This is a genomic window from Spirosoma utsteinense, from assembly GCF_014282275.1.
Lineage (GTDB): Bacteria > Bacteroidota > Bacteroidia > Cytophagales > Spirosomataceae > Spirosoma > Spirosoma utsteinense.
Genome location: NZ_VFIA01000177.1, coordinates 1 through 553, shown reverse-complemented (window position 1 = coordinate 553; position 553 = coordinate 1). Strand labels below are relative to the sequence as shown.

Below are 553 nucleotides of genomic sequence, written 5' to 3'. Positions count from 1 at the left end.
CGTTTCGTCGCTTGCCACGTCCTTCATCGCCACCAGAAGCCTTAGGCATCCCCCAGACGCCCTTTTGCTGCGTGTTGTCACGCTTCACTTAAAATGATTGCCTCTACTAAAGAATCGTACTGAATCGTAATTCAGACTCTATTCATACTCCATAGTTCCTTACGAAACTATGAATCTCTCCCTGCAGGTCAAAGAACATATGGACCCGAATGGTCCAAGTGGAGAATAACGGATTCGAACCGTTGACCCCCTGCTTGCAAAGCAGGTGCTCTAGCCAACTGAGCTAATCCCCCGGCTAATTTGTTGTAACTCTGGTACTAGTGGGCCTGCGTGGACTCGAACCACGGACCTCTACATTATCAGTGTAGCGCTCTAACCACCTGAGCTACAAGCCCAACTCTTTGCGCATTGACATCAAAGGTACCATTAACTATCCCTAAGGATCGGCTCCAAAAAGGAGGTGTTCCAGCCGCACCTTCCGGTACGGCTACCTTGTTACGACTTAGCCCTAGTCACCGAGTTTACCCTTGCCCGGCGGTTATACCGACCTTCA

General features: G+C 50.1%; 2 tRNA genes and 1 rRNA gene. All 3 read right to left on the bottom strand.

The features are described 5' to 3' along the window. Positions 1-219: 219 nt before the first annotated feature. Positions 220-293 (bottom strand) — tRNA-Ala (locus FH603_RS28365). Between the two features lie 28 nt (positions 294-321). Beyond that, a tRNA-Ile gene (locus tag FH603_RS28360) sits at positions 322-395 on the bottom strand. Positions 396-453: 58 nt separating this feature from the next. Next, positions 454-553, bottom strand: a 16S ribosomal RNA gene (locus FH603_RS28355); the annotation flags it as partial.